Origin of the sequence: Virgifigura deserti (assembly GCA_003576685.1) — a bacterium.
Taxonomy (GTDB): Bacteria; Pseudomonadota; Alphaproteobacteria; order Dongiales; family Dongiaceae; genus Virgifigura; species Virgifigura deserti.
In genome coordinates, this window is the sequence record QOZR01000002.1 from 231,384 (window position 1) to 257,928 (window position 26,545).

Below are 26,545 nucleotides of genomic sequence, written 5' to 3' on the forward strand. Positions count from 1 at the left end.
AGCGCCGGCCACATGCTCTTTAATCTGCTCGTCCCGTTGGCGGACCAGGTGCCGATCTTCAACCTGTTCCGCTACCTCACCTTCCGAAGCGGCGGCGCGGTGATGACCGCGCTCCTGATCAGCTTCGTATTGGGGCCGTCGGTGATCCGATGGCTCAAGCAGAAGCAGCGCGAAGGCCAGCCGATCCGCCTCGACGGACCGGAGTCCCATCTGCTGATGAAGAAGGGTACGCCGACGATGGGCGGCGTCCTGATCCTTCTGGCACTGGCTCTCAGCACTCTGCTGTGGGCGGATCTCAGCAATGCCTATGTCTGGATCATCCTTTGGGTCACGATCGGCTTCGGCCTCGTCGGTTTCGGCGACGACTATCTGAAGCTGACCCGGCGCAACAGCAAGGGATTGCCGGGCCGCTTCAAGCTGCTGGCCCAGATCCTGGTCGGTCTGGTCGCCGCCTTCGCCATCATGTGGATCACGCCGGAGCCGTTGAACTCCACGCTCGCCGTCCCCTTCCTCAAGGACCTGCTGATCAACCTCGGCTGGCTGTTCCTGGCGGTTGCGGTGTTCGTAATGGTCGGCGCATCCAACGCCGTCAACCTGACCGATGGGCTCGACGGCCTCGCCATCGTTCCGGTGATGATGGCCGGCGGCTGCTTCGCGCTGATCAGCTATCTGGTCGGCAATGCCGTGTTCGCCGATTACCTGCAGATTCATTACGTTCCCGGCGCGGGCGAGCTGGCGGTCTTCTGCGCCGCCCTGGTCGGGGCCAGCATCGGCTTCCTGTGGTTCAACGCGCCGCCGGCCATGGTCTTCATGGGCGACACCGGCTCGCTGTCCGTCGGCGGAGCGCTTGGCGGTATCAGCGTCATCGTCAAGCACGAGATCGTTCTAGCGATCATCGGCGGGCTGTTCGTCCTGGAGACGGTTTCGGTGATCGTCCAGGTGGCGTCTTTCAAGCTCACCGGCCGGCGCGTCTTCCGCATGGCGCCGCTGCATCACCATTTCGAGAAGAAGGGCTGGGCGGAGCCCACCATCGTGATCCGGTTCTGGATCATCGCGTCGATCCTCGCCATTGCGGGGCTCTCGACCTTGAAGCTCCGGTGACGGCCATGGAGTCGCAGTCGTGATCCGCCCCCCATTCCCGCCCGATCGCCCCGTCGCCGTCCTCGGCCTCGGCGGCTCCGGCCTTGCGACCGGTCGCGCGCTGGCGGCGAGCGGCGCCGAGATCTGGGCGTGGGACGACAGCGCCGAGCGCCGTGCGGCCGCGGAGATGGCGGGCATGTCGCTGACCGACCTCTCCCGCTGCGACTGGACCAGGCCGTCGAGCCTCGTGCTCAGCCCCGGCATTCCGCATACCCATCCGGCGCCGCATCCGGTGGCGCAGCTTGCCCGCAACGCCGATTGCCCGATCATCGGCGACATCGAGCTGCTGGCCCGCGCGCAGCCGAAGGCGACCTATCTCGGCATCACCGGAACCAACGGAAAATCCACCACCACGGCGCTGATTGGCCATCTGATGCAGAGTGCGGGCCGGCGGGTGGAGGTCGGCGGCAATCTCGGCACCCCTGCCCTGGCGCTCGAACCGCTCGAGGCCGGCGGCAGCTATGTGCTGGAATGCTCGTCCTATCAGCTCGAGTTGATGCGGTCGGCCCGGTTCGACGTCGCCGCTCTCCTGAACATCAGCCCGGATCATCTCGACCGCCACGGCGGCATGGCCGGCTACATCGCCGCGAAGAAGCGCATCTTCGCGAAGCAGGTCGCGCCACAAACGGCGGTGATCGGCGTCGACGACATCCACTGCCAGGAAATCCACGCCGGCCTCGCGGCCAAGGGCGAGCAGATCGTGATTCCCGTCTCCGCACGGGGACCAGTGCCCGGCGGGGTCTATGTCGAGAAGGGCCTGCTGATCGACGACAGCCACGGGCGCGCGCAGTCGGTCCTCGACATGCGGCTGGCCCCGACCCTGCCCGGCGGGCATAACTGGCAGAACGCCGCCGCCGCCTGCGCGGCCTGCCGGGCGGCCGGGCTCGAGGTGGCCGAGATCGCCGACGGCCTGCAAAGCTTCCCCGGCCTCGCGCATCGGCAGGAGCTGATCGCGCTGCTCGACGGCGTCCGTTACGTCAATGACAGCAAGGCGACGAACGCCGACGCCACCGCTAGAGCGCTGGCCTGCTACGATCCGATCTACTGGATCGTCGGTGGCAAGCCGAAAGAAGGCGGTCTGGCCGGCCTCGACCGGTACTACCCGCGCATCGCCCATGCCTTCCTGATCGGCGAAGCCGCCGCCGTTTTTGCCGAGCAGCTCGCCGGCAAGGTCGCTGTCACCCAGTCGGGAACGCTCGACAACGCCGTCTCGGCCGCGCATGCGCTCGCGCAGGCGCAAGGGCGGCCCGGCGCCGTCGTGCTGCTGTCGCCGGCCTGCGCGTCCTTCGACCAGTTCGCCAATTTCGAAGAGCGTGGCTTGGCATTCCGGCGTCTGATCACGGCACTGCAGAACAATCGAGGCGGCGCGCCGGACTCCGACCTGCTGCGGAGGGCGCAATGACGACCTTCTCACGGGCGGATACGAGCATTCTCGGGCGGTGGTGGTGGACTATCGACCGCTGGGCCCTGGCAGCGGTCGGCCTGCTGATGTTCTTCGGCGTGCTCCTGGTCCTCGCGGCCAGCCCGGCGGTCGCAGTGCGCATCGGCCTCGACAGCTTCTATCTGGCCCGGCAGCACTTCGCGATGCTGCCGGTGGCCGTCGCCCTGGTGATCTGCACCTCGCTGCTCAGCCCGCGCAATGTGCGGCGGTTGGCCGCCATCTGCTTCCTGGGCGCGCTGATACTGACGGCGATGACGCTGATCTCCGGGAGCGAGATCAAGGGCGCGACGCGCTGGGTCTCGATCTTCGGATTCTCGCTGCAGCCTTCCGAGTTCCTCAAGCCGACCTTCGCCGTCGTCGCGGCCTGGATGTTCGCCGCCCAGCACGGCAAGGAGCGAATTCCCGGCAACGCCATTTCCATCGCGCTGTTCGCCCTAGTGGTCACGCTGCTGATGCTGCAGCCCGACCTGGGCATGACGGTCGTCGTGGCGGCAACCTGGTTCGGACAGTTCTTCCTTGCCGGCCTGCCGATGTTCTGGGTCGTCGCACTCGCCCTGCTGAGCATCCTCGGGCTGATCACCGCCTACCTCACCTTTCCGCACGTCACCGACCGGATCGACCAGTTTCTCGATCCGGCATCCGGCGATCTCTATCAGGTGAACCGCTCGCTCGAAGCCTTCATGAACGGGGGCCTGTACGGGCGCGGCCCGGGCGAGGGCACCGTCAAGGAAGTGCTGCCCGATGCCCATTCCGACTTCATCTTCGCCGTCGCGGGAGAGGAGTTCGGCCTGCTCGTGTGCCTGCTCATCGTCGGCCTGTTCGCCTTCATCGTCCTGCGCGGCCTCGCCCGCCTGATGCAGGAGACCAACCTGTTCGTCCTTCTCGCGGCGACCGGCCTGTTCGTGACCTTCGGGCTGCAGGCGTTGATCAATATGGGGTCAACGCTTCATCTGCTGCCGACCAAGGGAATGACGCTGCCCTTCATCAGCTATGGCGGCTCGTCGCTTCTGGCGCTGTCGCTCGGCATGGGGATGGCGCTGGCGCTCACCCGGCGCCGCGTCGGCACGGGAGACCTGCGATGACGGCTGCACGCACCGATCAGGCCCTCGGCAAGGTCCTGCTCGCGGCCGGCGGGACCGGCGGCCATATGTTCCCGGCCGAAGCGCTGGCTGGCGAGCTGCTCGCCCGGGGCTTCCGCGTGGCGCTGATCACCGATCGCCGCGGCCGCGGCTTCGGCGACCGCCTGCCCGCGGTCGAAACCCATCATATCAGCGCCGGGGGCTTAAGCGGCGGGACCGTCATTCGGCGCGCCAAGGGCGCCTTCAAGCTTGCCGTCGGCTTGCTCCAAGCGCGCCGGATGGTTACGCAGCTCGCACCGGATGTTGCCGTCGGCTTCGGCGGTTATCCGTCGGTACCGACGATGCTGGCCGCGGGCCGGGCCGGGCTGCCGACCATCCTGCACGAGCAGAACGCCGTGCTTGGCCGTGCCAACCGCCTGCTCGCCCGGCGCGCAACGCGGATCGCCACCTCGTTCCCGGCGATCGAGGCGGCGATTCCGCTCGATCCCGGCAAGCTCGCACTGACCGGCAACCCGGTCCGGCCGGGCATCGCCGCCTTGGCCGACCAGCCCTACCCCACGCTCCAGCCCGGTAGCCCGATCATGCTTCTGATCCTGGGCGGAAGCCAGGGCGCACGAATCTTCGGTCGGGTGATGCCGTCCGCCATCGCGCGGCTGCCGCGGGACCTGCGGACGCGGTTGCGGATCACTCAGCAGTGCCGCGTCGAGGATCTGGAGGCGGCGCGGGCCGCCTATGCGCATCTCGGCCTCAAGGCCGAGCTCGCCACCTTCTTCGACGACATCCCGGCACGGCTCGCCGCGGCGCATCTGGTCGTCGCCCGTTCGGGCGCCTCTACCGTGGCCGAGGTCACGGCCGCCGGCCGGCCGGCCATCCTCGTCCCCTATCCCTTCGCGACGGACGATCATCAGACGGCCAACGCGAAGGCGATCAGCGATGTCGGCGGCGCCTGGCTGATGCCCGAGCGCGCCCTGACGCCCGAAACTCTGGCCGAACGGCTGCAGGCGGTCCTCAGCCGGCCCGAAACCCTAACGCAAACCGCTGACGCTGCGCGCAAGGCCGCGCATTGCGACGCCGCGATCCGGCTGGCCGACCTAGTGGTCGCGTTGATGCCCGAAAACGGGGCCGATCGCAGGGCCCGTCGAAGCGATGCGGACAATGAGGAGGTCGCCGCATGAGATCACTTCCGCTGAATATCGGCCTCATCCACTTCGTCGGCATCGGCGGCATCGGCATGAGCGGCATCGCCGAAATCCTCAACAATCTCGGCTATCGCGTGCAGGGCAGCGATCAGGCCGACAACGCGAACGTGAAGCGGTTACGGACGCTCGGCATTTCGGTCGAGATCGGCCATCGGGCCGAGAACGTGGCCAATGCCGAGGTCGTTGTCGTCTCCTCGGCGGTCAAGTCCGACAACCCGGAGGTCACCGCCGCGCGGGCGCGGCTGCTTCCCGTGGTGCGCCGGGCGGAGATGCTCGGCGAGCTGATGCGCCTGAAATGGGCGATCGCCGTCGGCGGCACGCACGGCAAGACGACGACGACTTCGCTGGTTTCCGCCCTGCTCGACGCCGCTGGATTCGACCCGACGGTCATCAATGGCGGCATCATCAACAATTACGGCACCAATGCCCGCCTCGGCGCCGGCGACTGGATGGTCGTCGAAGCCGACGAGTCGGACGGCACGTTCGTCAAGCTTCCGGCGACGGTTGCCATCGTCACGAACATGGACCCGGAGCATCTCGACTTCTACGGCACGGTCGAGACGATGAATCAGGCCTATGAGGATTTCATCAAGAACGTCCCGTTCTACGGCTTCGCCGCGCTGTGCATCGACCACCCCGTCGTGCAGTCGATGATCCCGCGGGTGTCCGATCGCCGCGTCGTCACCTACGGCTTGAGTCCGCAGGCCGACATCCGCGCGGTCGATATCGAGATCGGCCCCGACGGCGCCGTCTACGACGTGATCCTGACCGACCGCATCCAGGAAACGACGCGCACCATCTCGCGCCTGCGGCTGCCGATGTTCGGCGCCCACAATGTGCAGAACTCGCTCGCGGCCATCGCTGTCGCCAACGAGATCGGCATCACCGACGAGGTGCTGCGTCGCGGATTCGGCGGGTTCGGCGGCGTCAAACGCCGCTTCACCAAGACCGGCGAGACCCGCGGCATCACCGTGATCGACGATTACGGCCACCACCCGGTCGAGATCGCGGCCGTCCTGCGCGCCGCCCGGGCCGCGGCCGCGGGAAAGGTCATCGCCGTGGTGCAGCCGCACCGCTATTCGCGGCTGGCCAATCTGTTCGAGGAGTTCTGCACCTGCTTCAACGACGCGGACCATGTGCTGGTGGCCGATGTCTATGCGGCGGGCGAGAGCCCCATCGAAGGCATCGATCGCGACGCTCTGGTGGACGGTCTGCGGACGCATGGCCATCGCCACGCCGAGCCGCTGCCGGACGCCGCCGCGCTCGCCGGGCTGGTGGACGAGCTGGCCACCGCGGGGGACATGGTGGTCTGCCTCGGTGCGGGCAGCATCACCAACTGGGCGCATGCGCTGCCGGACGAACTCGCTCGATATCACGGAGCCGGGGGATGACGGTGGCCGCCAGCAAGACAAAACGGCTGATCGAGCGGCTGCCGCCGGTGCGCGGACGGCTGACCGAGAACGCGCCGCTCGCCGGCATCACCTGGTTCCGGGTCGGCGGTCCGGCCGAGATGATGTTTCGGCCGGCCGACCGCGAAGACCTTCTGGGTTTCCTGGCGGAGAAGCCGAGCGATGTTCCGGTCACCGTCATCGGTGTCGGCTCCAACCTCCTGGTGCGCGACGGTGGCATCCCCGGCGTGGTGCTCCGACTTGGGCGCGGCTTTGCTGGTATCACGGCGGCGGATGACAGGCTCACCGCCGGCGCCGGCGCCCTCGACCTGAACGTCGCCTTGGCCGCGCGCGATGCGGGGCTGGGCGGCATCGAGTTCCTGTCTGGCATTCCGGGCACGGTCGGCGGCGCCCTGCGCATGAATGCCGGCGCCTATGGCCGCGAGATCGCGGATGTGCTCGTGGCGGCGGAGGTCGTCGATTCGACCGGGCATGTCCACCGGCTGGAGCCGTCCGAGCTCGGCCTTGGCTATCGTCGGTCGGGCGTGCCGGAGGATTGGATCTTCCTCGGCGCGGAAATGCGGGGAGTAGCGTCGGCACCCGCCGATATCGGCCAGCGGATTCAAGAGATTCAGGCGGCGCGCGCGGACACCCAGCCGATCCGAACGCGGACCGGCGGCAGCACCTTCGCTAACCCGACCGGGTTCAAGGCCTGGGAGCTGATCGACCGTGCCGGCTGCCGCGGCCTGCGGCGCGGCGGCGCGATGGTGTCGGAGAAGCACTGCAACTTCCTGATCAACACCGGCACGGCGACGGCTGCCGAGATCGAGGCGCTGGGCGAAGAGGTCCGGCGGCGCGTGCATGAGACGAGCGGCGTGATGCTGAACTGGGAGATTCGCCGCATCGGCGAGCCGTCCGACCTTCGAGGGATGCCCGGGGGAGTACCGGGGGGGATGCCATCATGAAGCGGGTTCTGGTCCTGATGGGCGGGCGATCGGCGGAGCGCGAGGTGTCGCTCGTCAGCGGCGCAGAGGTCGCGAAGGGCTTGCGGGCCCGCGGCTATGACACCGCCACCCTCGATTTCCGTAACGATATGGCGGCCCTAATGGCTGCGCTCGAACCGCGCCCCGATGTCGTGTTCAACGCGCTGCACGGTCGCTATGGCGAGGATGGCTGCGTTCAGGGCGTGCTCGATCTGATGGGCGTTCCTTATACTCATTCCGGGCTCCTCGCGTCTGCCGTGGCGATGGACAAGACGATGGCCAAGCGGCTGTTCGCGGACGCCGGAATCCGCTGCCCCGAGGGTGTGGTGGTGGATCGCGCCACGGCGCTCGCCGGCGATGTCGTCGCCCGCCCCTATGTCATCAAGCCGAACAATGAGGGGTCGAGCGTCGGCGTCCGCATCGTCCGCGCGGGCGACAATGCGAAACCCTTCGACGAGGCCACCTGGCCCTATGGTGAGCAGGTCCTGATCGAGCCCTACGTTCCCGGCCGGGAGCTCACTGTCGGGGTCATGGGCGACCGCGCGTTGGCGGTAACGGAGCTGCAGCCGCAGGCCGGCTTCTACGATTACGAAGCGAAATACACGGCCGGCAAGACGACCCACGTGATCCCGGCGCCGATCCCGGACGACGTCTATCAGGAGTCGCTGCGCCTGGCCTTGCTGGCGCACCGGACGCTCGGCTGCCGCGGCGTAAGCCGCGCCGACTTCCGCTATGACGACACGGCCGAGGGCGGCGGCGGGACCGGCCGCCTCTATCTGCTCGAGGTGAACACTCAGCCCGGGATGACCCCGCTCTCTCTGGTGCCGGAGCAAGCCGCCCATCTCGGCATCTCCTTCACGGACCTTGTCGCATGGATGGTGGAGAACGCCCGATGCGACGATTGAAGCAACAACCCGCGAAGGCTGCATCGCACCCGACGCAGCCCGGCAAGAGGCGGGCTGCCGCCTCGCCCCGGCGCGCGCAGTCCCGGACGACGATCCGGCGCCGGCCGACGCCGTGGTGGCGCATGGCTCTGACGCGCTACTGCGCCGGCTTGGCTGCAGTCGGTCTCGTCTGCGGCGGCATTGGCTGGGCCTGGCAGAGCGGCTGGATCGCACAGACCTCGGCGACCGCCGTCGCGGGCGTCGTGGCGGCCTCGGCCGATGCCGGGCTCGCCGTTCGCCAAGTACTGGTCGAAGGGCGCGAGGAGACCGCTTCGGAGGATCTCATGGCCGCGCTTCAGGTCAGCCGGGGAGAACCGATCCTGGCCTTGGCGCCGGCTGAGATCAAGGCGCGGCTCGAGGCCCTGCCCTGGATCCGATCCGCCACCGTCGAGCGGCGTCTGCCGGACATCCTGTATCTGAAGCTCGAGGAGTTCGAGCCGATGGCGCTGTGGCAGCGGTCGCAAGAGCTAGTTCTGGTCAGCCACAGCGGCGAGGTCATCCCGGTACCGAAGATCGCGGCGTTCGGAAACCTGCCGGTCATCGTCGGCGACGGCGCTCCGGCGCACGCACCGGGCCTGTTCGAGATGCTGGCGCTGGAACCCGATCTCGGCCGGCGCGTCGTGGCGGCCGTCCGGGTTTCCGGGCGCCGCTGGAATCTGCGCCTCGACAGCGGAACCGACATAGAGCTGCCGGAAACCGGCGCCGCCGCCGCTTGGCAGAGGCTGGCGCGCCTCGACCGCGAGCATGGGGTGCTGGCCCGCGATGTCATGACGGTCGACCTCCGGCTTCCCGACCGGCTGGTGGTTCGCCTCTCACCGGAGACGGCGGCGCGTTATCGCGCGCCCGCCAACAACACGTAATGCCGCAAGTCGCAACAATGAAGATGATCGAACGGCGCAGAGGATCGGCCTGTTGGCGATGAAGAAGGCAAGAATGGCACCGCGCAACGGACTGGTGGCCGGCCTCGACATCGGCACGAGCAAGGTGTGCTGCTTCATCGCGCGCGCCGACGAGGAAGGGCGGCCGCACGTCACCGGCATCGGCCATCAGCTGTCGCGCGGCGTACGCAACGGCTCGATCATCGACATGGAGGCGGCGGAGACGGCCATTCTCACGGCCGTCCATGCGGCCGAGCAGATGTCGGGCGAGACCATCCATGAGGTGATCGTCAACATCTCCGGCGGCTATCCGGCTTCGCAGACCATCGGCGTCGAGGTCACGATCGCTGGGCACGAAGTCAATGACGGCGACCTGCGGCGGGTGCTCGATCAAGGCAAGCTATATGAAGGATCGGTCGATCGCCGGCTGATCCACTCGATCCCGGTCGGCTATATCATCGACGGCAGCCGCGGGATCCGTGACCCGCGCGGAATGTATGGCGAGCGCCTCGGCGTCGACATGCACGTGATCACCGCGGCGGCCGGCGCGGTGCGGAACATCACCACCTGCGTCGCCCGGTGCCATCTCGACATTCGCGCCCTCGTCATCTCTCCCTATGCCGCCGGGCTCGCCTCGCTGGTCGAAGACGAGATGGACCTCGGCGTGACCGTCATCGACATGGGCGGCGGCACCACGAATCTTGCGGTCTTCTTCGACGGCAACGTGGTCTATACCGACAGCGTGCCGATTGGCGGTGGCCATGTCACGAACGACATCGCGCGCGGCCTGTCGACGCCGCTCAGCCACGCCGAGCGGATGAAGACCCTTTACGGCAACTGCATTCCCTCGCCGGCGGACGAGCGGGACGTGATCAACGTGCCCCAGGTCGGCGAGGACGATGTCGGCCAGGCCAACGCCATCCCGAAATCGATCCTGGTCGGCATCATCCAGCCACGGCTAGAGGAGACCTTCGAGCTAGTCCGATCGCGGCTCGAGGCGGGCGGTTTCGAGAGGATTGCCGGCCGCCGCGTCGTCCTGACCGGCGGCGCCAGTCAGTTGGCCGGGGTGCGCGAGCTGGCGGCCCTGGTGCTCGACAAACAGGTGCGCATGGGCCGACCGATCCGCATCGGCGGCCTGGCGGAGGCGACCGGAGGCCCGGCCTTCGCGACCTGCGCCGGCCTGCTCACTTACGCGCTGGAGACGGAGGTCGACGCGCCGCGACCCACCCGCCCCCTTGAAGAGGGATCGAACGGCCTGATCGGCCGGATCGGTCATTGGTTCCGTGAATATTTCTGAGCCCTACTCCCCCACCCCGGCGGCCACGCGGGCCGGGGATCCCATCGTGCCGGCGAAGGCCGGTGAACCAAATCTGCTTTGCGAGGAACGGAGGCTGCCATGACTTTGAATCTGTCCATGCCCGTCACCCCTTTGGAAATCAAGCCGCGGATCACGGTGGTCGGCGTCGGCGGCGCCGGCGGCAACGCCGTCAACAACATGATCCGATCCAACCTAGAAGGGGTCGAATTCGTCGTCTGCAACACCGACTCCCAGGCGCTGGCCCAATCGATCTGCGAGCGCCGGATCCAGCTTGGCGTGAACATCACGCAAGGGTTGGGCGCCGGCTCCCGTCCCGATATCGGCCGGGGCGCCGCCGAGGAGGCCCTCGATGAGATCATCGAGCAGGTGCAGGGCAGCAACATGGTGTTCATCACCGCCGGAATGGGCGGCGGTACCGGCACCGGGGCCGCTCCGGTGATCGCCCGCGCCGCCCGCGAGCACGGGATCCTCACCGTCGGCGTCGTCACCAAGCCGTTCCACTTCGAGGGCCTGCACCGCATGCGCTTGGCCGATGGCGGCATCAACGAGCTGCAGCAGTTCGTCGATACGCTGATCATCATCCCGAACCAGAACCTGTTCCGGATCGCGAACGAGAAGACGACCTTCGCGGCCGCCTTCAACATGGCCGACGAAGTGCTGCATTCCGGCGTTCGCGGCGTCACCGACCTGATGGTCATGCCGGGCCTGATCAACCTCGACTTCGCCGACATCCGCGCGGTGATGACCGAGATGGGCAAGGCGATGATGGGCACCGGCGAGGCGGAGGGCGAGAACCGCGCGGTCGCTGCGGCCGAGGCGGCGATCTCCAATCCGCTCCTCGACGACGTGTCGATGAAGGGCGCCCGCGGCGTTCTGATCAACATCACCGGCGGCCTCGACATGACGCTGTTCGAGGTCGACGAGGCCGCGAACCGCATCCGCGACGAGGTCGATCCGGAGGCCAACATCATCTTCGGCTCGACCTTCGACCAGAGCCTCGAGGGCAAGATCCGCATCTCTGTGGTCGCGACCGGCATCGACGCCGAGGCGAACGCCATGCCGCGGCCGGTTTCGCTGAGCCTCGTCGCGAATGGCGGCCGGGTCGTGGGCGCCCAGGACTCGGCGGCACTCCGCGGTGCCGAGGCCACGCGCGCCGCCGAGCAGTCGGGGGTGGCGCAGGCGTCGGCGGCCGAAACGCAGGAGATGCTCTATGAGGAGCAGCAGCCGATGGCTGTCAACGGCATGCCGATGGGCCATGTCGAGCCGGCCTCGGGCGCGGGTGTCAATTCGGCGACGGCAACCTCGCAGCTCCGCTCGGAGCGCTCGACCTACGCGGCGGAGTCCGTCATTGCACGGACCGACGGAAAGCCCGTCGCCGCGGCGCAGCCGAACGGCGATCAGCCCTTCATCGCACCCCCCCCGGTCGAGGCGCCGGCCCGGATCGCTCAGGCGCCCGCCGGCCGCTCGCAGGGTGGGTACGCGGCAGACGCCGGAACGCAGGCCAATCAGGGCCAAGCCAACCAGGGCCAAGCCAATCAAGGCGCGGGGGGCGAGCGCCGGCGCATGCCGAACCTCTTCGCCCGCGTGACCGGCAGCGCCGCCGCTTGGGCCCGGCAGGCCGGTTCGGACCTGCGCGAGGCGTCTCCCGCGGCGATGATCAATCGCGTTGCCGGGCAGGAGCCATCGCCCCGATCCGGATCCGCGGGAAGCGGCTCCGCCTCGTCCGGCGCGACCGCTCCGCAGTCGGCGGCTCAGCCGCGGTTGGCCGGGCTCGATCCGAAGGAAAGGCTGTCCTCTGGACAGGCCGACGAAGACCTGCTGGACATTCCGGCCTTTCTCCGGCGTCAAGCCAATTAATAAGCGCAGCCGGGGTTTACGCCGGCTGAAATAAACTGTTACAAAGCGTGAATTGAATGCTCCAGAGGTAGTTTATTAACTACTTCTGGAGCATTTTTCGTCCTTTGGAACGAAATCCGCTCCAACACGTTTTCAACGGCTTGCGCCTTCCGGCCCGTCGTTAAGCGCGTGATCTAAGGCGTTGCGGTGATTTGAAGGTATGGCGAGTCACGTGGAATCAAGCGATTACGAGTCAAGCGGCCCGCGCCAGAGGACGTTGAAAAACGCCATCCAGTGCTCGGGGGTAAGCCTGCATTCGGGCAACAGAGTCTCGATGACCATGCGGCCGGCGGCGGTGAATACCGGAATCGTCTTCCGCCGTACCGATGTCGCTGGCGGCAGTGCGACGATCGAGGCCTCCTGGCGGAATATCGTCGAGAGCACGATGTGCACGGCGCTGGGCAATGCCGACGGCGTCACGATTGCGACCGTCGAGCATCTCATGGCGGCCCTCGCCGGATGCGGCATCGACAACCTGCTGGTCGAGATCGACGGCGCCGAGCTTCCGATCATGGATGGAAGCGCGTCACCCTTCGTCTTTCTGGCGGAATGCGCCGGCATCGTCGAACAGGATGCCCCGCGCGCCGCGATCCGGGTGCTGAAGCCCGTCAGGGTCGGTGATCGGAGCCGGTCGGCTGCCCTTGTTCCGGGCCCCGACTTTTCGGTTCGCTTCGAGATCGAATACGACAACCCCGCGATCGCCCATCAGGAATGCGTCGTCCAACTGGCGAACGGCACCTTCAAGTCGGAGATCAGCCGGGCCCGCACATACGGCTTCCTGGTCGAGGTTGAATCGTTGCGCGCCGCAGGCTTGGCGCAGGGGGCTTCACTGGACAACGCTGTGGTGATCGACGGAGACAGCGTCCTGAACGAAGGTGGCCTGCGCTATCGCGACGAGTTCGTCCGCCATAAGGTTCTGGATTCGGTCGGCGACCTGTATCTCGCCGGCGCGCCGCTGATCGGGCATTTCCATGGCCGATGCTCCGGTCACAAACTCAATCACCAACTCCTGTGGGCGCTCTTCGCCGATTCCAGCGCGTGGTGCTTCTCCACGCCAGGTCAGGAATCGGCCCAGGCGCCGGCGGAGCGCATTGCCGCGGCAGGCTAGCACCGACACCTTCATGATGTAGCGCGGAGGCCGGTTATCTCCTGCGCCAAGCCGCCGCAAGCTTCTCCATCGACCCAATCGGCTCCCACGGGCTATTGTCTCACCTCGACAGAGGCGTTAGACAATGGCCGGACCGGGGGCCGGACCCGGGCCGAGATCGGCTTTCCTCCCGGCGTACCGGATGCCCGCAGGTGAAGGCTGTCAACCGATGATCCATTCGCCCCGAACCCGAGCTTCGTCCCTTCGTCTGGCCGTCGCCTTCCTGTCGGCGCTGCTGCTCACGGCCTGCGGCAGCACCGACGAGGATGAATATGTCGAGCGGCCGCCGGAGGCGCTCTATAACGACGCCTACGACGCGATGCTGGATGAGAACTATGATCGCGCGGCGCAGCTGTTCGACGAGGTCGAGCGCCAGCATCCCTATTCGAGCTGGGCGACCCAGGCGCAGCTGATGGCCGCCTATTCCTACTACCAGAGAAACAAGTATGACGACGCGATAATCGCGCTCGACCGGTTCATCGAGCTGCACCCCGGTCACGAGGACGTCGCCTACGCCTATTATCTGAAGGCCCTCTCCTATTACGAGCAGATCACCGATGTCGAACGCGATCAGCGGACGACGAAGTTGGCGTTCGATGCGTTCGGCGAGGTCATCCGCCGATTCCCCAACACCGATTATGCCCGCGATGCCACCCTGAAGATCGACCTTGCCCGGGACCATCTGGCCGGGAAGGAGATGGAGATCGGCCGCTATTATCAGAACCGCGGCTATCATCTGGCGGCGATCAACCGGTATCGTCGGGTTCTCGAGCTGTACCAGACCACCACCCACGTCCCCGAGGCGCTGCACCGCCTGACCGAGTGCTATCTCGCGCTCGGCGTACCGGACGAGGCGCAGGCGGCGGCCGCGGTGCTCGGCTACAACTTCCCGGGCAGCGAGTGGTACCAGGACAGCTATGCCCTGCTGACCGACGCGGACCTGCGCCCCGAGGAGAAGGAAGAATCCTGGATCAGCAGCGCTTTCTGAGCCCGCAGGTTGATCCCCCCGCAGGTTGATTCCTTGGCCATGCTGCTCGGTCTTTCGATCCGGAACGTCGTCCTCATCGACCGCCTCGACCTCACCTTTCAGCGCGGCCTGTCCGTTCTCACCGGCGAAACAGGCGCCGGCAAATCCATCCTGTTGGATGCCCTCGGGCTGGCGCTTGGCGCCAGGTCCGACAGCACACTCGTCCGGCACGGCACCGATCAGGCCACGGTCAGCGCCGAGTTCGCGGTTCCTGAAGCGCATCCGGTCCGGGCGCTCCTGGCGGAGCAGGCGCTGGACGTCGAGGGCAATCTCCTGCTTCGCCGGCAGGTCGGGAGCGACGGCCGCAGCCGCGCCTTCATCAACGATCATCCGGTCAGCGTCGGTCTTCTGAAACAGGTCGGCGACGGCTTGGTCGAGATCGAGGGGCAGTTCGAGCAGCACGGCCTGATGGACGCGGCGACACACCGTGGCCTGCTCGATGCCTATGGCGGCCTGCGCGCCGCGGCGGGCGAGACGGCCGAGGCCTGGCGCGCCTGGCGACGGCTTCAAGACGCGCGGGCCGAGGCGGAGGCCGATCTTCAGCGCGCGCAACGCGACGAGGCGTTCCTGCGCCATGCCCTCGGCGAGCTGGATGCCCTTGACCCGAAGCCGAACGAAGAGGCGGCCTTGAGCGAGACGCGCAGCCTGCTGATGCATCGCGGCCAGGTCATCGAGGCGATGCAGGCGGCGCTGGCCGAGCTGTCCGGGGATCGCGGCGCCGATGCGGCGCTCGCCTCCGCCCAGCGCCGTCTGGACCGCATCGCGGCCAAGGCAGGCAGCCAGATCGAGCCGATCCTCGCGGCGCTCGACCGCGCGGCCGCGGAAATCGCCGATGCCACGGCCGAGTTGCAGCGGCTGAGCGCCGATCCGGACCTCGACCCGCGCCGGCTTGAGCAGGTCGAGGATCGCCTCTTCGCGCTGCGCGACCTGTCGCGCAAGCACGACACCCCTGTCGACGACCTGATACGGCTGCGCGAAGACTTCAGCGCGCGCCTGGCATCGGTTGAGGATCAGGGAGGCCTGCTCGAACGCCTGGCGAAGGAGGAGACGGTGGCGCGCCAAGCCTATGTCAAGGCGGCGACCGCCCTGAACAAGCGGCGGGTCGAGGCGGCGCGCCGGCTGGACGCCGCCATCAATACCGAGCTGCCGCCCTTGAAGCTCGAGAAGGCGACCTTCCGCACCGCCGTCGAACGGCTCGAGGAGAGCCAATGGAGCGAGGCCGGGCTCGACCGCGTCGCCTTCGAGGTGTCGACCAATCCCGGAACGCCGCCGGGCCCGCTCGGCCGCATCGCCTCCGGCGGCGAGCTGGCGCGCTTCATGCTGGCGCTGAAGGTCGTCCTCGCCACCGCCGACCCGGTGCCGACGCTGGTCTTCGACGAGGTCGACAGCGGCGTCGGCGGTGCCACCGCGGCGGCGGTGGGCGAACGGCTTGCCCGCCTCGCCGACGAACAGCAGGTCCTGGTCATCACCCATTCGCCGCAGGTGGCCGCCTTGGGCGCCCACCACTGGCGGGTTCAGAAGACCGCGGGCAAGACGGCACCAAAAAAGGACAAGGCCGACCGGCAGCCGGTGCTGACCCAAGTCGAGGCGCTGGAGGCTGCCGACCGCCGCGAGGAGATCGCCCGGATGCTGTCCGGCGCGACGATCACGGACGAGGCGCGCGCCGCCGCCGATCGCCTGATGGCCGGCCGGGAGGCCGTCTCGTGACGACGATGCCGAAGATCGTTCCGCCCGAGGAGCTGACGCCTGAGCAGGCGGCCGAGGAATTGGCGCGCCTGGCCGCCGAGATCGCCCGGCATGACCAGCTTTATCATCAGCTCGATGCGCCCGAGGTCTCCGACGCCGACTACGATGCGCTGGTGCGGCGCAATGCGGCGATCGAGATGCGCTTCCCCGGATTGCAACGCCCGGACAGCCCGAGCCTCCGCGTCGGCGCCCCGGTCGCCGCGGGCTTCACGAAAGTCACGCATGCGCGGCCGATGCTGTCCCTCGACAACGCCTTCGACGAAGCCGGCGTGCACGAGTTCTGCGCCCGCGTCCGGCGGTTTCTCGGCCTGCCGGCCGACGCACCGATCGAGGTGGTCGCCGAGCCGAAGATCGACGGCCTGTCCGCCTCCTTGCGTTATGAGAAGGGCCGGTTCGTCCGCGGCGCGACGCGCGGCGACGGCACCACCGGCGAGGATATCACCGCCAACCTTCGGACCTTGGCCGACATTCCGCAGAGCCTCGTGGACGGACCGCCGCCGGCGGTGCTGGAGGTGCGCGGCGAGGTTTATATGCGACGCGACGAGTTCGCGGAGATGAACGCGGCGCGCGCGGCGGAGGGTAAGCCGCTCTTCGCCAACCCGCGCAACGCCGCCGCCGGCTCCACCCGCCAGCTCGATCCGGCGATCACCGCCTCGCGCCCCCTGCGGTTCTTCGCCTACTCCTGGGGCGAGGTCGAGGGCGACGGGTGGGACACCCACTGGCAGTTCCTCGAACGGCTCAAGGGCTGGGGCTTTCCGGTTAATCCGATGGCGCAACTCTGCCCGACGATCGACGACGCCTTGGCGCTCTATCACCGCGTGGCCGCCGAGCGCGCCACCCTGCCCTATGATATCGACGGCGTCGTCTACAAGGTGAACCGGGTGGACTGGCAGCGGCGACTCGGTTTCGTCGGCCGGGCGCCGCGCTGGGCGCTCGCTCACAAGTTCCCGGCCGAGCAGGCCGAGACCCGGCTGAACGACATCACGATCCAGGTCGGACGCACCGGCGCGATGACTCCGGTGGCGGAGCTGGAGCCGATCACCGTCGGCGGCGTCGTCGTATCGCGGGCGACCCTGCACAACGAAGACGAGATCGCCCGCAAAGATATCCGCATCGGCGATTGGGTGGTGATCCAGCGGGCCGGCGACGTGATCCCGCAGGTCGTCAACATCGTGCCGGACAAGCGACCGCCGGATAGCCGCCCCTATGAATTTCCCGACCACTGCCCCGCCTGCGGCAGCCTCGCCATCCGCGAGCCCGGCGAGGCCGTGCGCCGCTGCACCGGCGGGCTGATCTGCCCGGCGCAGCGACTCGAGCGCCTGCGCCATTTCGTCAGCCGCGACGCCTTCGACATCGAGGGGCTCGGGGGCAAGCATATCGCGGCCTTTCTTCGGGACAAGCTGATCGAGACGCCGGCCGACGTCTTCCGCCTCAAGGACAAGACGACGGAGATCGAGGAGCGCGAGGGCTGGGGCAAGCAGTCCGTCGCCAACCTGCTCGCCGCCATCGAGCGGCGCCGCGAGATACCGCTCGACCGGTTCATCTACGCGCTCGGCATCCGCCAGGTTGGCCAAGTCACGGCGCGCCTCTTGGCGAAATGCTACGGCTCCTTCGACGCTTGGCGGGACGCCATGATCGCGGCGGAAGATCCCACCGGCGCGGCCTATGCCGATCTCGACAACATCGAGGGCATTGGCCCCTCCGTGGCGACCGATATCGTTGCCTTCTTCGCCGAGCAGCACAATCTCGAGGTCCTCGAGGATCTTCGGCGGGAGCTGACGATCGAGGATTTCGCCGGATCGGACGGCGCCAGCGAGACGCTTGGCGGCAAGACACTCGTCTTCACCGGCACGCTGGAGACGATGACCCGGAGCGAGGCGAAGGCTCGTGCCGAGGCGCTGGGGGCGAAGGTCGCGGCCTCGGTCTCGAAGAACACCGACTATGTCGTCGTCGGCGCCGATGCCGGCTCGAAGGCGAAGAAGGCGGCGGAGCTCGGCGTCACGGTGCTCAGCGAGACGGACTGGCTGGAGATGATCGGCGAGGCGTAAAGCTCCCGCGCATCGGTCCTGCCGCAACCGCCCGTCGGGGGGCGGGTTTGAAACCCGCCCCTACATCTCCAACGGCCGCGTCACCTCCACGAGCCACGCCGCGGTCGCCTCGTCGACCAGCGGCGTCAGTGTCTCGCGCACCCGTCGGTGGTAAGCGTCGAGCCAGGCGACCTCGGCCGGCGAGAGCAGCGCCGGCTCTATCAGGGTCCGGTCGATCGGCGCCAAGGTCAGGGTCTCGAAGCCCAGCGTCGGGCGTTCGCCAGCGTCAACCTCCGCCCCCTCGGCCGGAACCACCGTCACCAGGTTCTCGATGCGGATGCCGTAGGCGCCGGTCTTGTAGTAGCCCGGCTCGTTCGAGACGATCATCCCGACCTCGAGCGGCACCCGGTTCGGCACCTTTGAGATGCGCTGCGGCCCCTCATGGACGCCGAGATAGCTGCCAACGCCGTGGCCGGTGCCGTGGTCGTAATCGAGCCCCGCCTGCCAGAGCGCGAGCCGCGCCGGGGTGTCGAGCTGGCTCCCGGTGGTGCCGCGCGGAAAGCGGGCGGTGGCGAGCGCGATATGCCCCTTCAGCACCCGAGTGAAACGGTCGCGCATCTCCGCCCCCGCCGCGCCGGACGGCAGGGTGCCCACGGCGACGGTGCGGGTGATGTCGGTGGTGCCGTCGAGATATTGCGCGCCGGAATCGACGAGATAGATCTGCCCCGGCTCGAGCCGTCGGTCGGTCCGCTCGGTCACCCGATAATGAACGATGGCGCCGTTGGGACCGGCGCCGGAAATGGTATCGAAGCTGAAATCCCGGAACAGCTCGTTCTCGCGGCGGAAGGCGGCGAGGCGTTCGGCCGCGGCGATCTCAGTCAGTTTTCCGGCCGGTCCTTCCCGGGCGAGCCAGGCAAGGAAGCGGGTCACCGCCGCGCCGTCGCGTCGATGCGCGGCCCGCGCGCCCGCGATCTCCGTCTCGTTCTTGCAGGCCTTCGGCAGGGCGCAGGGGTCTTCTCCGGAGATCGGCTGTGCACCCGCCGCCGACAGTCGGTCAAAGATCCAGACGGCAGCGCTCGCCCCGTCGATCACAACGCGCCTGCGCGCCTGCCCCAGACGATCCAGCGCCGGCGCGAAGCCGTCCGGCGGGCTGACGGCAACGCCGTTGCCGAGATGGGCATCGAGGCCCGGCACCAGCTTGCGCCGGTCGATGAACAGTTCGACCGCGCCGTCGGCATGGAGAATCGCAAAGGATAGCGGCAAGGGCGTATGCGGCACGTCACCGCCGCGTATATTGAGAAGCCAAGCGATCGAATCGGGCGCGGTGAGGACGGCCGCCGCGAACCCGTCCGCCTTGAGCTTCTGGCCAAGGGTCGCGCGCTTCTCGGCCGAGGTTTGCCCGGCGAACCGCATCTCGTGCGGGACCACGGGCGCGACCGGCGGCGGCGGCTGATCCGGCCAGACGGCGTCCAGCGGATTCTCGGCACAGGCGACGAGTTCGCCCCCCGCCCGCTCCACAGCCCGGCGCAGGCGGGCCGTGCCATCGACCGTATGCAGCCACGGATCGTAGCCGAGCTTGCCACCGGCCGGCAGGTTCTCGGCGATCCAAGTCTCCGCCGGCTGCTCGATCAGGTGGCGCGGCTCGAACAGCCCGACATCCACTTGATCGACCACCTGCAGGGTATAGCGCCCATCGACGAAGATCGCCGCCCGACCCTGCAGGACGACCGCGACGCCGGCGGACCCGGTGAAGCCGGTCAGCCAAGCAAGCCGCTCGGCCCGCGGCGGCACATACTCGCCCTGGTGCTCGTCGGCGCGAGGCACGACGAAGCCGCCGAGGCCACGCCGATCGAGCTCTTGCCGCAGTGCAGCAAGACGCGCAGCCATGCGTTCCCCCGCCCCACTAGTTTTCTCCGCTCCGTCCCGTTCTGCTTCCAGAAGTCTTCGGAATGCGCGAAGTTGCGCTCGCAAGGCGTCGCTTGGCGCCTCGACGACCAGCCGCACCCAGGCTTCCGGATCCTCGGCCGGGGGTGCCGCATCGACGCCGGCTAAAAATTGCCGCAATTCCGCCACTGTCATGGCTGAACCGGCATCGGTCAGCAATCGAGCCAGCGCATCGTCACCGCAATAGGTTTCATCGGCTTTGGAAATTTTCGGTCGCACGAGCGCGTCTTTCTTTGTCATAAATGTCTCGAATCTTTCAATGCGCTGCTATTTTATCGAAATAAACCGCCTTTTGCGAACTTCCCTTCCATTTGGCAGGAGGGGTGGCCGATGTATTCCTGAACTAATCGTTACAAGCATCCATGCATTCCTCGCATTGCTGCGATGCAGCATCCCCTCTGCCTGACGGGCCTGGGACCTCATATATTGGGTTACGTCATCGCCGTCGGCAATGCCGCCGCCGGCATTTCGCAATGGATGTGAAACATGTACGCGACAATGGAAAATGAGAAGGTGATGCGAGATGCGATCGCCCGGACCGACGGCCGGCGCGGCTTAGCCGCCCTGGGCAGGAACTTTGCCGCTCTGATGCGGCAGCGTGTGCGCCGGGCCGCGGTCGCCCGCCAACTGATGGCGCTGGACGACCGGATGCTGTCCGATATCGGGCTGGAGCGCTGGCAGATCAACGAGGTCGCGGACCGCGTCGTCGCCGAGGCGCACGCACCGGTATCATCGCCGTCGGCAACAATCGGCGCGTTCTTCAAGACGAGCGTGGTTCAGCCGATCGTCCGGGCCTATCAGCGGCATGCCGCCTTCCGCGAGCTCTCGGCGCTCGACGACCGGCTGCTGAAGGACATCGGGATCACCCGGGGAGAGATCCCGGCCGTGGTTCACGCCCTGTCGATGATCGAGGCCGGCCGCGACGACCGGATCCAGGACGCGCAGAACGGTCACGATCTGGTTCGCTCGCTGCGCCTGTGGAACCGCAGCCGGTTCGCCGCGAAGGACCTGAATGCGCTGGACGATCGCACGCTGAGCGACATCGGCCTCGTGCGCGGCGACGTCAATCAGGTCGCCGAGGAGCTGGCGCAGCAATCTTTGCGCAAACCGGCGAACCGGAATGGGACGCGGCAAGCCGCGTAAGCGCAATGGCTTGGCGCCCGTAATAACGGCGGCTTCCGATGCGGAGCCGCCGTTTTGCGTCCTGAAGGGACGGGCAGCACCGATCAGAGGGGGACATGCAAGGCGATGGCCGGGTTCGTGACGGCGGTGAGCCGCAGCGCAACACACAGCTTGACCAAGCCGAACCAAGACTATATCCGGCTCCTCGCCGGTCTGGGCGTCGAAGGCGATGCGCATCTGGGCAAGACGGTAAAGCATCGCTCGCGGGTGGCGCGCGACCCGAACCAGCCCAACCTGCGCCAGGTACATCTGATCCATGCCGAACTGCATGACGAACTGCGGGCCGCCGGCTTCGCGCTGTCGCCCGGGCAGATGGGCGAGAACGTCACGACCCGCGGCGTCGACCTACTCGGGCTGCCGAACGGCACGCGGCTGCATCTGGGCGCCATGGCGGTGGTCGAGGTGACCGGCCTGCGCAACCCCTGCGCCCAGCTCAATCAGATCCAACCAGGGCTGATGGCGGCGACGCTGGGCCGCGACGAGCAGGGCAGGCTCGTCCGCAAGGCCGGCGTCATGGGCATCGTCCTGGCCGGCGGTGAGATCCGGCCCGGCGACCCGATCCGCGTCGAACTGCCGCCGGAGCCGCACCGCTCACTCGAGCGGGTCTGAGGCGATCCGGGCGCCAGGGTCAAGCACCGGAATCAGGCGCCAACACCAGTACCGACCAGTCGCCGAGCCGTTTACGGTCGACAAGCACCAAGCCATGGCGGCGATGCGCGGTGAGAATCTCCTCCTCCTGGCCCACCAGCAACCCCGACAGGATCGCCACGCCGTCATCGGCCAGATGCCGCGCGAGCCCGCGCGCCAGCCGGCAGAGCGGCCGTGCCAGGATATTCGCGACAATCAGGTCGAAGGGGCCGCCGCGGCGGATAGCCGATGCCGCATAGCCCTGGCTCTTCACGACGCGGACCAGCCGATCCAGACCGTTGAGCGCCGCATTCTCGCGGGCCACCGCGACCGCTTGGCGGTCGTTGTCGCAGGCCAGCACCGGGACGTTCCAGAGCTGCGCCATCGCCAGCGCCAGAATTCCGCTGCCGCATCCCATATCGAGCGGCCGGGAGAATCGGCGCCGACGGGCGAGATCGTCGAGCACCAGCAGGCAGCCGCTGGTGGTTTCGTGGCGGCCGGTGCCGAAGGCCAGCCCGGCATCGATCTGCAGCACGGAACTGCCGTGCGGCGCGGCGCCGGAGAAATGCGACCCATGAACGAAGAACCGGCCCGCCTGTAACGGCGGCAGCCGGCTTTGGCTCTCCACCACCCAGTCCCGCTCGGGCAAGACCGCCATGGCAACCGCCGCGTCGCCGATGCCGGTTCCCGCCAGCGCGCCGCGGATCGCGTGACGATCGGGCTCGCCGTCGCTCAGCGCCTCGACGGCCCAGGCCAGCCCGCCCTCGACTTCGAAGCTCGACAGCGCGACCGCGAAGGGTTCCAGCGCCGCCTCTATGGCGCTTATCTGTTCGGCCTCGCCCAACGGGACCGAAACGCGGATCGACCACAAGCCGCCGGACGACGTCATCGCGGGCCGCCGCTCAGCCGGCCTGATCGGCCGGAACGACGAAGCTCGCCATCACCTTCTTCGGGCCGGCCTTGTCGAACTCGATCTCCAGCTTGTCGCCCTCGGCGAGGGCGACGCTGCCATAGCCGAACTTCTGGTGAAAAACGCGGGCACCGGCCCGATAGGCACCCTGCCCCGCACTTCCGCTCGGGCTCGCCACCCGGCGCGCCTCGCCCTCGATCAGCGCCCCCTCGCTCCGGCTCTGCATGAACCGCCGCGCTGCCGGACTCTGCAGGCCACCCTGCCATTGCGGGATATTCGTCCCCCAGCGGGCACCAGGGCCACCATAGAGACCGGCCTCCGCCATCTGCTCGACATGCTCGCGCGGCAGCTCGTCGACGAAGCGCGACGGGATCGCGCTCTGCCACTGATTGTGGATACGGCGGTTGGCGGCGAAGGAGACATAGGCGCGTTGCCGGGCGCGGGTGAGGCCGACATAGGCGAGCCGCCGCTCCTCCTCCAGCCCGGCCGTCCCCGACTCGTCAAGGGCACGCTGATGCGGAAACAGCCCCTCCTCCCAGCCCGGCAGGAACACGACGTCGAACTCCAGCCCCTTGGCGCCATGCAGGGTCATCACACTGACCATGTCGGCGGAATCGCCGCCGGTGTTCTCCATCACCAGACTGATATGCTCGAGGAAACCGGCGAGGTTCTCGAACTCCTCCATCGCGGAGATCAGCTCCTTCAGGTTCTCCAGCCGGCCCGGTGCCTCCGGCGATTTGTCGGCCTGCCACATCGCGGTATAGCCGGACTCGTCAAGGATCACCTGCGCCAGTTCGGTATGCGGCATGTCGGCGGCGAGCCCACGCCAGCGCTCGAAGTCGCCGAGCAGGCCGGCAAGCGCGCGCCGGGCGGCCGGCTTCAGCTCGTCCGTCTCGACGAGTTGCAGCGCCGCCGTAGTCATGGCCACGCCTCCGGCGCGGGCGACAGCATGCAGCGTGCGGATGGTGGCATCGCCGAGGCCGCGCCGCGGCGTGTTGACGATCCGCTCGAAGGCCAGATCGTCGTCGGGCTGATGCAGGACGCGCAGATAGGCGAGCGCGTCGCGGATCTCTAGCCGCTCATAGAAGCGCGGCCCGCCGATCACCCGATAGGGAATGCCGAGCGTGATGAAACGCTCCTCGAACTCGCGGGTCTGGAAGCCGGCGCGCACCAGCACCGCCATATCGCCGGCGGAGGCGCCCTGGCGCTGCAACGCCTCGATCTCGTCGCCGACGAAGCGGGCCTCCTCCTCGCCGTCCCAGATGCCGCGCACCCGGACCTTCTCGCCCTCCGCGTCGTCGGTCCACAGCGTCTTGCCGAGTCGTCCCTGGTTCTTCGCGATCAGACCGGAGGCCGCGCCCAGGATGTGATGGGTCGAGCGGTAATTGCGCTCGAGCCGGACGATGCGGGCGCCGGGGAAGTCGGTTTCGAACCGCAGGATGTTGCCGACCTCGGCGCCGCGCCAGCCGTAAATCGACTGATCGTCGTCGCCGACGCAGCAGATGTTCTTGTGGCCCTGCGCGAGCAGGCGCAACCATAGATATTGCGCCACGTTGGTGTCCTGATACTCGTCCACCAGGATGTATTTGAACCGTCGCTGATAGTCCTGCAGCAGCTCCGGCTGGGTGGTGAACAGCGTCAGGTTGTGCAGCAGCAGGTCGCCGAAATCGCAGGCATTCAGCGTGCGCAGCCGCTCCTGATAGGCGCGGTAGAGCTCGAGCATCCGGCCGCCGGCGAGATCGCCCTGATCCCCTACTCCGACCTTATCGGGCGTCAGGCCGCGGTCCTTCCAGCGTTCGATCACGCCGAGGATCGCCCGCGCCGGCCACTTCTTGTCGTCGACGCCGGCAGCCTGCAACAACTGCTTCACCAGCCGGATCTGGTCGTCGGTATCGAGGATGGTGAAATTCGGCTTCAGCCCGACGAGCTCGGCATGACTGCGCAGCAGGCGCGCCGCCAGCGCATGGAAGGTACCGAGCCACCAGCCCTCGACCGGGCGGCCGATGAGCGCGGCGATGCGGTCCTTCATCTCGCGCGCCGCCTTGTTGGTGAAGGTGACGGCGAGGATCTGTCCCGGCATCGCGCGCCCGGTCATCAGGATATGGCCGAGCCGCGTCGTCAGCACGCGCGTCTTGCCGGTGCCGGCGCCGGCAAGAACCAGGACCGGCCCGTCGGCCGCCTCGACGGCGGCGCGCTGCGCCTCGTTCAGGCTGGCAAGGTAATAGGGCGCCGACGCGGCAACCGGTCGACCGCTCTGCGGTTCCGAAGAAGAAGGATAGGTCATGGCCCCGGTTATATAGCACCCCGCCGGCATCATCCCACCCCTAAGAGCGCCTGACATCACCTGTCCGTGGCGCATCGCACCCGTAGAATCCGCGTGGTGAAATGAACTTCATGGCCGGTCATAACGTTTCTGAAGAGGTTTTCTCCGCATCTCGTCGCACAATCCTCGTTGAGGCAGGGTCGTCCACAGATGACAAGGCGTTGGTTCCAAAGCGCCCGGTGGCGGACCCGGAGCCGGGGCGCGGCGATCATCGCGCCGTTTGCCGCGTTCCTTCTCGCAGCCTGTGACGGGGGCGACTCAGGGGGAGAACCTTCGCAGACGCAGTCACAGCCGGTGCCGGTCGGCATCATCGAAGTGCAGCCGGAACCGGTGGCGGTCGCGGAAACCTTCGTCGGCCGCCTCGAGGCGATCCAGAACGTGGAGATCCGCGCCCGCATCTCCGGAGTCATCGAAGAGCGCTTGTTCGATGCCGGCGAAACGGTGCGTCAGGGGCAATCTCTCTTCCGGATCGAACGCCAAGTCTATGAGGCCGTGGTCGAACAGCGGCGCGCCGACCTCGCCGCCGCGCAGGCCGAACAGGAGAACGCGAACGCGCAGCTCCGCCGTGCGCAGGAGCTGGTGGGACGCGGCAACATTCCCGAAGCCACCGTGGACGAGCGTCAAGCGGCGGCACGCAGCGCCGAGGCCGCGGTACTGCAGGCGCAGGCAGCGCTCCGGCAGGCCGAGATCGATCTCGGCTACACCAATATCAACGCGCCCGTTGCCGGTCGGATCGGGCGCGCGAACTTCGATGTCGGCGACCTCGTCGGTCCTGAATCCTCGGCGCTGACCGAGATCGTCAACCAGGATCCGATCTACGCGCTGTTCTCGGTCAGCCAGCGCGTTCTGGCGGAGGTTCGGCAAAACGCCGGTCCCACCGGCCCCGAACCCAGTGACTTCGTCGTCCGCCTGCACCTGGTCGATGGCACGCTCTATCCGCATCCGGGACGGATCGACTTCGTCGCCACCAGCGTCGATCGCGGCACGGATACGGTGCAGGTGCGCGCGGTGGTGCCGAATCCCAAGCACATCCTGCGCGATGGCCAATTCGTCCAGGTCGTCGTCGAGGAGGCCGAACCGGAGCTTGCGATCGCGCTGCGGCAAAGCGCCGTTCTGGCCGACCAGCAGGGCAATTTCGTCATGGCGGTCACGCCGGAGGACCGCGTCGAGATCCGCCGGGTCGAGCTTGGGGAGACGCTGGATCGAGGCCGGGTCGTCGTCCAGTCGGGGCTCGAGGACGGTGACCGCGTGATCGTTCAGGGCATCCAGCGGGTGCAGCCGGGCGCGCCGGTCGCGCCCCGCGCGGCGGATGAGCCGACGGCCGGCCAGACGACCGGCTTGTGATC

At 67.8% G+C, this 26,545-nt stretch carries 20 protein-coding genes; 17 read left to right on the forward strand and 3 right to left on the reverse strand.

What is annotated here, in order from left to right:
- Nucleotides 1–12 precede the first annotated feature (12 nt).
- The 14 genes from mraY (at nt 13) to ligA (ending at nt 18,234) form a co-directional block, all read left to right on the forward strand.
- On the forward strand, nt 13–1,101 hold the full coding sequence (gene mraY, locus DT069_RS04495; protein WP_119459086.1) for a phospho-N-acetylmuramoyl-pentapeptide-transferase: 1,089 nt from the start codon (nt 13–15) through the stop codon (nt 1,099–1,101).
- Nucleotides 1,102–1,120: 19 nt separating this feature from the next.
- On the forward strand, nt 1,121–2,542 hold the full coding sequence (gene murD / locus DT069_RS04500) for a UDP-N-acetylmuramoyl-L-alanine--D-glutamate ligase (RefSeq protein ID WP_119459087.1): 1,422 nt from the start codon (nt 1,121–1,123) through the stop codon (nt 2,540–2,542).
- Nucleotides 2,539–3,663: an FtsW/RodA/SpoVE family cell cycle protein gene (locus tag DT069_RS04505; RefSeq protein WP_119459088.1), complete on the forward strand. Its 1,125-nt coding sequence runs from the start codon at nt 2,539–2,541 to the stop codon at nt 3,661–3,663. The genes murD and DT069_RS04505 overlap by 4 nt, the downstream gene beginning before the upstream one ends.
- The gene (gene murG, locus DT069_RS04510) at nt 3,660–4,835 is read left to right on the forward strand and encodes an undecaprenyldiphospho-muramoylpentapeptide beta-N-acetylglucosaminyltransferase (protein WP_119459089.1); all 1,176 of its coding nucleotides are present in this window, start codon (nt 3,660–3,662) and stop codon (nt 4,833–4,835) included. Before DT069_RS04505 ends, murG begins: the two co-directional genes overlap by 4 nt.
- On the forward strand, nt 4,832–6,250 hold the full coding sequence (gene murC, locus DT069_RS04515) for a UDP-N-acetylmuramate--L-alanine ligase (protein ID WP_119459090.1): 1,419 nt from the start codon (nt 4,832–4,834) through the stop codon (nt 6,248–6,250). Before murG ends, murC begins: the two co-directional genes overlap by 4 nt.
- The gene (gene murB, locus DT069_RS04520) at nt 6,247–7,212 is read left to right on the forward strand and encodes a UDP-N-acetylmuramate dehydrogenase (RefSeq protein WP_119459091.1); all 966 of its coding nucleotides are present in this window, start codon (nt 6,247–6,249) and stop codon (nt 7,210–7,212) included. The genes murC and murB overlap by 4 nt, the downstream gene beginning before the upstream one ends.
- Entirely contained in the window at nt 7,206–8,135 is a 930-nt protein-coding gene (locus DT069_RS04525) for a D-alanine--D-alanine ligase (RefSeq protein WP_162912995.1), read from the forward strand. The genes murB and DT069_RS04525 overlap by 7 nt, the downstream gene beginning before the upstream one ends.
- Nucleotides 8,123–9,034, forward strand: a complete 912-nt coding sequence (locus tag DT069_RS04530) for a cell division protein FtsQ/DivIB (protein WP_162912980.1) — start codon at nt 8,123–8,125, stop codon at nt 9,032–9,034. Before DT069_RS04525 ends, DT069_RS04530 begins: the two co-directional genes overlap by 13 nt.
- A 73-nt stretch (nt 9,035–9,107) precedes the next feature.
- Nucleotides 9,108–10,349, forward strand: a complete 1,242-nt coding sequence (ftsA, locus tag DT069_RS04535; RefSeq protein WP_425449998.1) for a cell division protein FtsA — start codon at nt 9,108–9,110, stop codon at nt 10,347–10,349.
- 99 nt (nt 10,350–10,448) lie between these two features.
- Nucleotides 10,449–12,227 (forward strand): cell division protein FtsZ, encoded by a 1,779-nt coding sequence (gene ftsZ / locus DT069_RS04540; RefSeq protein ID WP_119459095.1) that lies wholly within the window; start codon nt 10,449–10,451, stop codon nt 12,225–12,227.
- Between the two features lie 199 nt (nt 12,228–12,426).
- Complete coding sequence (gene lpxC / locus DT069_RS04545; protein ID WP_119459096.1) at nt 12,427–13,374, forward strand: UDP-3-O-acyl-N-acetylglucosamine deacetylase; 948 nt, start codon at nt 12,427–12,429, stop codon at nt 13,372–13,374.
- Nucleotides 13,375–13,582: 208 nt separating this feature from the next.
- Complete coding sequence (locus DT069_RS04550) at nt 13,583–14,401, forward strand: outer membrane protein assembly factor BamD (RefSeq protein WP_119459097.1); 819 nt, start codon at nt 13,583–13,585, stop codon at nt 14,399–14,401.
- A gap of 39 nt (nt 14,402–14,440) precedes the next feature.
- The gene (recN, locus tag DT069_RS04555; RefSeq protein WP_119459291.1) at nt 14,441–16,147 is read left to right on the forward strand and encodes a DNA repair protein RecN; all 1,707 of its coding nucleotides are present in this window, start codon (nt 14,441–14,443) and stop codon (nt 16,145–16,147) included.
- Between the two features lie 14 nt (nt 16,148–16,161).
- The gene (gene ligA / locus DT069_RS04560; RefSeq protein ID WP_162912996.1) at nt 16,162–18,234 is read left to right on the forward strand and encodes an NAD-dependent DNA ligase LigA; all 2,073 of its coding nucleotides are present in this window, start codon (nt 16,162–16,164) and stop codon (nt 18,232–18,234) included.
- 60 nt (nt 18,235–18,294) lie between these two features.
- Here ligA and DT069_RS04565 read toward each other — a convergent pair whose 3' ends face one another.
- Nucleotides 18,295–20,397 (reverse strand): aminopeptidase P family protein, encoded by a 2,103-nt coding sequence (locus DT069_RS04565; RefSeq protein WP_119459098.1) that lies wholly within the window; start codon nt 20,395–20,397, stop codon nt 18,295–18,297.
- 246 nt (nt 20,398–20,643) lie between these two features.
- On the opposite strand from DT069_RS04565, the gene DT069_RS04570 reads away from it, so the two are divergent.
- Nucleotides 20,644–21,300: a YjiS-like domain-containing protein gene (locus DT069_RS04570; protein ID WP_119459099.1), complete on the forward strand. Its 657-nt coding sequence runs from the start codon at nt 20,644–20,646 to the stop codon at nt 21,298–21,300.
- Nucleotides 21,301–21,405: 105 nt separating this feature from the next.
- Nucleotides 21,406–21,948: an MOSC domain-containing protein gene (locus DT069_RS04575; protein ID WP_119459100.1), complete on the forward strand. Its 543-nt coding sequence runs from the start codon at nt 21,406–21,408 to the stop codon at nt 21,946–21,948.
- Nucleotides 21,949–21,967: 19 nt separating this feature from the next.
- Here the strand turns inward: DT069_RS04575 and DT069_RS04580 are convergent, their stop codons facing one another.
- Entirely contained in the window at nt 21,968–22,855 is an 888-nt protein-coding gene (locus tag DT069_RS04580; RefSeq protein WP_119459101.1) for a 50S ribosomal protein L11 methyltransferase, read from the reverse strand.
- A 13-nt stretch (nt 22,856–22,868) separates the two neighbouring features.
- Nucleotides 22,869–25,160 (reverse strand): ATP-dependent helicase, encoded by a 2,292-nt coding sequence (locus DT069_RS04585; RefSeq protein WP_119459102.1) that lies wholly within the window; start codon nt 25,158–25,160, stop codon nt 22,869–22,871.
- Nucleotides 25,161–25,349: 189 nt separating this feature from the next.
- On the opposite strand from DT069_RS04585, the gene DT069_RS04590 reads away from it, so the two are divergent.
- Nucleotides 25,350–26,543 (forward strand): efflux RND transporter periplasmic adaptor subunit, encoded by a 1,194-nt coding sequence (locus DT069_RS04590; protein ID WP_119459103.1) that lies wholly within the window; start codon nt 25,350–25,352, stop codon nt 26,541–26,543.
- The last annotated feature ends 2 nt before the right edge of the window (nt 26,544–26,545 follow it).